This is a genomic window from Mesorhizobium sp. WSM4832 (assembly GCF_055811115.1).
Map to the genome: position 1 here is coordinate 1 of NZ_JBVVQH010000005.1, position 7,509 is coordinate 7,509.

The 7,509-nt window shown below is 64.4% G+C and carries 7 protein-coding genes; 1 reads left to right on the forward strand and 6 read right to left on the reverse strand.

What is annotated here, in order from left to right:
* Nucleotides 1-75: 75 nt before the first annotated feature.
* The 4 genes from AC0L2L_RS08605 to AC0L2L_RS08620 form a co-directional block, all read right to left on the reverse strand.
* Nucleotides 76-642, reverse strand: coding sequence for a DUF6101 family protein (locus AC0L2L_RS08605; protein WP_473577539.1), 567 nt, complete (start codon nucleotides 640-642; stop codon nucleotides 76-78).
* Nucleotides 643-826: 184 nt separating this feature from the next.
* Nucleotides 827-2,260, reverse strand: coding sequence for an FAD-binding oxidoreductase (locus AC0L2L_RS08610; protein ID WP_473577540.1), 1,434 nt, complete (start codon nucleotides 2,258-2,260; stop codon nucleotides 827-829).
* 104 nt (nucleotides 2,261-2,364) lie between these two features.
* On the reverse strand, nucleotides 2,365-3,327 hold the full coding sequence (locus AC0L2L_RS08615; RefSeq protein WP_473577542.1) for an L-threonylcarbamoyladenylate synthase: 963 nt from the start codon (nucleotides 3,325-3,327) through the stop codon (nucleotides 2,365-2,367).
* A gap of 92 nt (nucleotides 3,328-3,419) precedes the next feature.
* The gene (locus AC0L2L_RS08620; RefSeq protein WP_473577544.1) at nucleotides 3,420-4,022 is read right to left on the reverse strand and encodes a hypothetical protein; all 603 of its coding nucleotides are present in this window, start codon (nucleotides 4,020-4,022) and stop codon (nucleotides 3,420-3,422) included.
* A gap of 97 nt (nucleotides 4,023-4,119) precedes the next feature.
* Between AC0L2L_RS08620 and AC0L2L_RS08625 the strand changes: the two genes are divergently transcribed.
* Nucleotides 4,120-4,509 (forward strand): hypothetical protein, encoded by a 390-nt coding sequence (locus tag AC0L2L_RS08625; protein ID WP_473577545.1) that lies wholly within the window; start codon nucleotides 4,120-4,122, stop codon nucleotides 4,507-4,509.
* A 95-nt stretch (nucleotides 4,510-4,604) separates the two neighbouring features.
* On the opposite strand, the gene AC0L2L_RS08630 is transcribed toward AC0L2L_RS08625, so the two are convergent.
* On the reverse strand, nucleotides 4,605-4,880 hold the full coding sequence (locus AC0L2L_RS08630) for an ATPase (RefSeq protein ID WP_473577547.1): 276 nt from the start codon (nucleotides 4,878-4,880) through the stop codon (nucleotides 4,605-4,607).
* 186 nt (nucleotides 4,881-5,066) lie between these two features.
* On the reverse strand, nucleotides 5,067-7,340 hold the full coding sequence (glyS, locus tag AC0L2L_RS08635; protein ID WP_473577549.1) for a glycine--tRNA ligase subunit beta: 2,274 nt from the start codon (nucleotides 7,338-7,340) through the stop codon (nucleotides 5,067-5,069).
* Between the last annotated feature and the right edge of the window lie 169 nt (nucleotides 7,341-7,509).

The window sequence follows — 7,509 nt, forward strand, 5'->3', positions numbered from 1 at the left end:
GGCGAACCCATCATAAGGGGGAAAACTGTTACCTATGTATCCGGTTCAAAGTGTTACCCATCTATCGGCTGGACACTACTCCCGCGCAATAATCTCCTGGCCGTCGATGACGAGCCTGAGCCCTAGGTTGCCGGCCTTGCGGCGGGCGAGAAAGCGCGGGCGGCGCGTGGTGGAGACACGGCCCTTGCGGCGTTCCTGCGGCGGCAGCGCCTTGATGGCGGCGCCGAGCGATTCTTCCAGCGTGCGGGCAATGCCGTCGGCCTCGATCAGAAGCATCGGCAGGCGAAAGGCATCGGCCCAGGCGCGCCAGTCGGCGGCGACGTCGTCGAGGTCGTCGGCGACCAGCAGCGGCACCGACAGCATCGGGTCATTGTGCAGCAGTTCCAGCGTCACCGTGACGTTGCCTTCCGGATCTTCCATGGCGCGCGCGGCGACGCCGCGGAACGCGTTGGCGGGCAGCGCGATGATCGCCGGCACGCCGCTCATCTCCAACACACGGCGGATAACGGCGCCACGGTGGTCGATGGTGAAGGTGACATCGCCATAGTCGTCGCGGGTGGCATAGCTCACCATCTGCGGCAGGCGAAACGGGTCGAGGCGCATGTTGCGCCCGGCCCAGACTGGCTTCAATCCAGTGTTCATCGAATGTCTTCCCTGTTACTCCTGAGGGCCGTTTTCCGGTTCTCTCAGGGCCGGTTTTTCCGGCCTCGTTATGGGGAAACATTAGCGCTCGCTTCTTACCGGTGCGCTTAAGAAAGTCGGTTAAATTTTGCTGATCTGAGCCGATGGTTATCGGAATGCGACCGGCCGCCGGATACGGGAAGGATCAGATAACCTTACCGGGATTCATGATGCCGGCCGGATCGAAGGCGGCCTTCACCCGGCGCATCAGATCGATCGCCATCGGCGGCGCCGTGGCGATCAGTTCGTCGCGCTTCAACTGGCCGATGCCGTGCTCGGCCGAGATCGAGCCATGAAAGGAGCGCACGACATCGTGCACGGCCTTGTTCATGGGGTGGTAAAGGTCGAGGAACGCCTCGTCCTGCCAATCCACGGGACGCGAGATGTTGTAGTGAAGATTGCCGTCGCCCATGTGGCCGAAGCAGACCACGCGCGCGCCGGGGCAGACGCCTTCCACCACGCTGGCCGCCTTTTCAATGAACTCGGGGATCGACGCGATCGGCACCGAGATGTCGTGCTTGATCGAGGCGCCCTCGGGCTTCTGGCACTCGGGAAGCGTCTCGCGAAAATTCCAGAAAGCGTCGCCCTGGGCAAGGCTTGCCGACACCACGGCGTCGCCGACGATGCCTTGCTCGAGAGCCTCGGCCAGGATCTCCTCGATCAGCGCCCTGCCGTCTTCTTCGGAGCGGCCGGACGAAACCTGTATCAGCACATACCATGGCCAGTCGTCGGCCAGCGGCCGCGTGATGCCTTGACTATGCTTGAGCGTGAAGTCGTAGGGCCTTTTGGCGATCATCTCGAAAGCCGTGAGCGAGGCGCCGGCGCGGTCCGTCGCCAAGGTGAACAGCGAGAGTGCGTCCTTGGGGGACGACGGCAGGCCGGCAAAAGCGACCTCCCTGCCCTTCGGCTTCGGGAACAACTTCAGCACCGCGGCGGTGATGACGCCGAGCGTGCCTTCGGCACCGACGAAGAGGTTCTTCAGATCGTAGCCGGTGTTGTCCTTCTTCAGCTTGCGCAGGTCGTCGAACACCTCGCCGGTCGGCAGCACGACCTCGACGCCGAGGCAGAGCTCGCGCGCATTGCCATAGGCGAGCACGCCGGTGCCGCCGGCATTGGAGGAAAGATTGCCGCCGATCTGGCAGGACCCTTGCGCGGCAAGCGACAGCGGGAAGAGCCGGTCGGCAGCGTCTGCCGCTTCCTGCAGCGTCTGCAGGATGACGCCCGCCTCGACCGTCACCGTGTTCGACAAGACATCGATCTCGCGGATGCGGTTCAATCTGGACAGCGAGAGCACGATGTCATGGCCGGATTTGTCCGGCACCTGGGCGCCGACCAGCCCGGTGTTGCCGCTTTGCGGCACGATCGGCGTTCCGGTCTCGGTCGCCAGCCGCATGATGCGGCTCACCTCCTCGACGCTGCCTGGTCTGAGCACCAGCGACGTCCGGCCGTGCCAGAGGCCGCGCCGCTCGGTGATGTAGGGCGCGATGTCGGCCTCATCGCGCAACGCATATTTGTCGCCGACGATCGCCGCGAAGCGGTCGATGATGGCAGGGTCGAGGTCGAAGGGCTGATCGTTCATCCTGCCCAAGAACCTAGAGCAATTCCAGGAAAAGTGTGAGCGGTTAAGTTCGGCGTCTTCGCCGTAACCTTCCGTCCGGAATTGCGTCAAACAAAGAGATAGGCTCAGGCGAGCTTGTCACGGGGGGCGGCAGCGCGGGCAAGCCGATCGTTGATCGCTTCGCCCAGTCCCTCGAACGGGACAGGCTCGACGGCGATGGTCGCGGCGCCGACGCGGTCGAGTTCCTGCATGAAGGCGAACAGGTTGCTGGCCGCCTCGCGCAGGTCGCCCGTTTCGGAGAGATTGTGCAGCGCAACGGCTCGTTCCCAGCCCTCGGCGCGGTTGCGGCCGAAGGCAAGCAGCGCCTCGCCCTCGGCAACGTCCTCGACGTTCAGCCGCATCGCGGCGCCCGGCGCGTAATGCGAGGCGAGCATGCCAGGCGCCTCGATACCGCCGGCGCCGCGCGACAGCTTCGCACCGGCCACCGCCTCGATCTCTTCGGCGCCGATGCCGCCGGGCCGCAGCAGCCGCAACTTGCCATGCTCGACCTTGAGAATAGTCGATTCCAGGCCGACCGGCGTCGCGCCGCCATCGACGACCAGCCTGATCTTGTCGCCGAGATCGGCGGCGACCGCCTGCGCCGTCGTGCCGCTGATCCGGCCGGAGGAATTGGCGCTAGGGGCGGCGAGCGGCCGGCCTAGCCGCGCGATTAGTTCGCCGCCGAACCCTCGCGGCATGCGCAGCGCGATGGTGTCCAGCCCCGCGGTGACCAGCGGATGGATGCCGTTTTCCACGCGTTGCGGCAGCACCAGCGTCAGCGGGCCAGGCCAGAAGGCCTCGGCCAGCTTTGCCGAGAGCGGATCGAAACCGGCGATGCGGTCCGCCATCGCGCGATCGGCGACATGGGCGATCAGCGGGTTGAAGCGCGGCCGGCCCTTGGCTTCGAATATGCGCGCCACGGCAACGCCATTGGTGGCATCGCCAGCCAGGCCGTAAACCGTCTCGGTCGGGATGGCGACGACGTCGCCGCCTTCGAGCAACGCCAAAGCCTGCGCCATAGCCTCGCCAACCGCCAGTATCTCAGCCAAATCCGCCACCAGTCTTGAACATGCCGGTCCCGTAATACGGCCGCTTCCGTCGGGCAAGTGCAGGCATTGGCGATTTATCAATCCCTAAAATGTTAAGTTTCCGCGCAAGCCGGCTTCAATTCGCCGGCCCTAAGGTGCGGCCTTGATGTGGTTGCGGGCTGGGGAGTTGTCATAATGCGCTTGCTTGGAGCGTTCGGTATCGGCCTTTTGGCGATCAACGGCGCGGCACATGCTTCGTCCATCGTCGTGCTTGGCGTCTCGACCTCGACGCCTTCGTTTATCAGGGTGAACGCGATCGAGCCGGCCAAGCTGTCCGCGGCCTCGACGCCATCGATGATAGCACTTGGCGATCCAATGCCCGCCGTCACCGACGAGAAGGTGGCGGCAATTCCCGCAAAGTCCGGGCACCAGCCGGTCCCGATGATCATTCGCGGCGGTGTCGTCGGAGGCGCTTTCGCAACGCCCGCGGCGACCGCGTCGGCCAAGCCCTCAACACCGGCAACCACACCCGCGGCCACCGCGCCGGCAGACGGTACGTCGCCGGCAACGCCCGCGAACGGCACCGCATCGGCTTCGAACAGCAACGGCAAGACCGACAGCCAGCCGGCCGCAACGGCCAGTGCGTCAAGCGGCGCGCAGCCACAGCCGCAAAATGCCGAGTCACTGCCGCGTGCCGGCAAGGCGATGTAGATCACACTGGATCCCGCTTCGCTGCGCTAGGCGCTTAAGTCTGTCCGATTCCCGTCATCCGGATCGGGCACGATGGCTGGCGTTTCAAAAAAGGGGGGTTTCATGACTGTCTCGAAAGCAATCGCCGTTGCCGGACTGGTGGCGGCGACAGTGCTGGGCACGGCTACGGCGCGGGCCGACGATCTGCTCGGCTCATACACCGCGCGGATTTCCGATCGTGATCACCGCGCCAGCGACGGCTATCCGCTCAGCAGCGCGGCGCAGATGGTGCGGCAGGACCGCGCCAACTGGCACAAATTCCACCGGCGCGACGGCGACGACCAGGGCGATCCCTGGTTCCGCAGCGATGGTTCGCGCGCGGACCTGCAGCGCATGCTGGAACGCGGCGGCGCCATGAGCAGCGCCACAAGCCACGCCATCGTCAATGGCGAGCCGTTGATCGAGGTCGATGTCTACCCGGACAGCGTGCGGGTCAGCATAGTGGAAGACTGACAAGATCAGCTTCTAGAAGATTGACAAAACGGGACTGACAAAAAGGGCGACGTGCGACGCGCCGCCCCTTCATTTTTCAGACGACAGGAAACGGCTCAGGCCGCTTCTTCCCTGTCGTCATCGTCGGCGTCATCTTCATCGTCTTCGTCGTCTTCATCCTCGTCGGATTGTTCGTCGGCCGAGGCTTTGGCTTCTTCGTCATCGTCATCGTCCGACTCGTCGTCGGCCGATGCGGTGGTTTCCTCGTCGCCGTCTTCCTCGTCGTCTTCGGACGGATCAGCGGCTTCGACCGCCGCGGCGGCGGCGTGGTCGAGGATGTTCTCGGAAGCGGATTCGACGGCCTCGGCGGCGGCCGGGGTTTCTTCGATCAAGTCGATATCGTCTACGGAATTCATGGCATGCCTCCGTGGTTGGGAACGCATCGTTCTCCCACGTGGAAGTCATCGCCGTATGACTGTAAGCCGGCTCCGACGCATTAAATTTCGGGCGCCAAATTGCTCAAGCCTACCCGCATCCTAGCGGATACGGGTAACCTAAAACGCGCGATTTTCGAACCGTCAGCCGACGATTTTTGAAAAATCCGCGACCTGGTCGGTCGCCGCGCGGATGCGGGCGAGCAGCGCCAGGCGGTTGGCGCGCACGGCCAGGTCCTCATCATTCACGAGAACACGCTCAAAGAATGAATCAACCGGTTCGCGCAACACACTAAGCGCCAGCATGGCGGCGGAAAAATCTTCGTTTTGAATCGCTTGGCCGGCTTCCTTCTCGGCCTGATTCACCGCGGCATAGAGCTTCTTTTCCGCTTCCTCGCGGAACAATGCCGGCTCAACAGTCTCGGCGACGAGCGTTTTCTTCTTCTCCTCGGCGGCCAGGATGTTGGCGGCGCGCTTGGTACCGGCCAGCAGGTTCCTGCCGTCCTCGGTATCGAGGAAGGAGCCCAGCGCCTCGACGCGGCGGACGATCTGCAGGAGGTCGTCGGACTGCGGCGTGATGACGGCATCGATCAGATCGTGCCTGGCCCCCTGGTCGCGGAGGTAGACTTTCAGGCGGTCGTGGAAGAAGGCGAGGAGGTCGGGCAACTGATCCGCGCCGCCTTTGAAGTTCGCGAAAGCCTTGGCGAAAACAGATGTCAGCGCCAGACGAATACGGTTCTCGATGAGGATCCTGACCACGCCAAGCGCCGCGCGGCGCAGCGCGAACGGATCCTTGCTGCCGGTCGGCTTTTCATCGATCGCCCAGAATCCGGTGAGCATGTCGAGCTTGTCGGCGAGCGCGACGGCAGCAGAGACCGGATCGGTCGGCACGCGGTCGGTGGGGCCTTGTGGTTTGTAGTGCTCCTCGGCCGCCGCCGCGACCGAGGGGTGCTCGCCCTGCAGCAGCGCGTATTTGCGGCCCATGGCGCCTTGCAACTCAGGAAACTCGCCGACGACTTCGGTCTGCAGATCGGCCTTAGCGAGAACCGCGGCGCGAGCGACCAGCGAGAGATCGGCACCGACAACCTGGGCAAGCTCCTCAGCCAGCCGCTTAATCCGCGCGACGCGCGCGCCCTGCGTGCCAAGCTTGGCATGGAAGGTCACGTTAAGATGATCGAGCCGCGCCATGCGCTGGTCGAGCGGCTTGTTCTGATTCAGGTCGAACTTCGCCAGCGATGCCTGGAGTTGGTCGAGGTCGGGCAGGTCGCTCTGGTCAGTCCGCCAAAAATAGAGCGCATCTGAGAGGCGCGCCCTGACAACCTTGCCGTTGCCATAGGCGATCTCCTTGCCGCCGTCCTTCGCCTCGATGTTGGCGACCAGGATGAAGCGGTTCGAGAGTGGCGATTGGCCAATCTCCCCCCCTGAGGGGGAGATGCCCGGCAGGGCAGAGGGGGGCGCCTCGCGCAGAGAGGCCGGCGGGACAGCGCCCCCCTCTGTCGGCTTCGCCGACATCTCCCCCTCTAGGGGGGCGATTGGGCGCGATGTCACAAAACACTTCTGGTTGGCGCGGATGGTGAGGCGGATGACCTCGCCCGGGATGGCGAGGAAATCCCGTTCGAACTCGCCCATCAGCACGACAGGCCACTCGACCAGGCCAGAGACTTCCTCCAGCAAGCCCTCGTCCTCGACCAGGTCGAGGCCGTTGGCGAAAGCGATGTTGCGGGCATCGGCCAGGATGATCTCCTTGCGCCGGTCGGCGTCGAGCACGACCTTGGCCACTTCCAGCTTGCTCACATAGTCGTCGAAACGGCGCACGGTGATCGCGCCCGGCGCGTGGAAGCGGTGGCCATAGGTGACGTTGCCGGAGCGGATGCCGTCGATCTCGAAATCGACCACCACCGGCTCCTCGGTCTCCGGACCGAAGGTGCAGACGATCGACTGCAGCGGCCGCACCCAGCGCAACGAGCCTGGCTTGGCCGAGGCCGGCCCCCAACGCATCGACTTCGGCCAGGGGAAGTTTTTGATGATGCCCGGTACCAGCTCGGCGATGATCTGTTCAGCCGCCCTGCCCGGCTTCGAGATATGGGCGACATAGAAATCGCCCTTCTTCGGGTCGGAATGGACATGGGCGTCTGCGATCGACGAAAGCCCGGCCTTGCGCAGAAAACCCTGCACCGCCTGCTCGGGCGCCGTGGTCGAGGGACCCTTGATCTCTTCGCGAATGTCCTTGGAGCGCGCGGTCAAGCCGCGGATATCGAGCGCCAGGCGCCGCGGCGTCCAATATTCGCGCGCCGCATCATAGGTCAGACCCGCCTCGACCAGACCGTCGGTCAGCATCTTCCTGAGGTCGCCGGCAGCCTTGCGCTGCATGCGGGCGGGGATTTCCTCGGAGCGAAGTTCTAAGAGCAGGTCAGGCATAAACTAGACTCCCACCCTCCCCTTGATGGGGAGGGTCGGCGCGTAGCGCCGGGGCGGGGTGGGGGGGGGGGGGGGGGCCCCACCCCCCCCCCCAACCCCACCCAAGAAGGGTGGATTAAAGAGTTACTGAAGCCGCACAGAAAATATTGAGTACGGAGAAAAAAGTTTT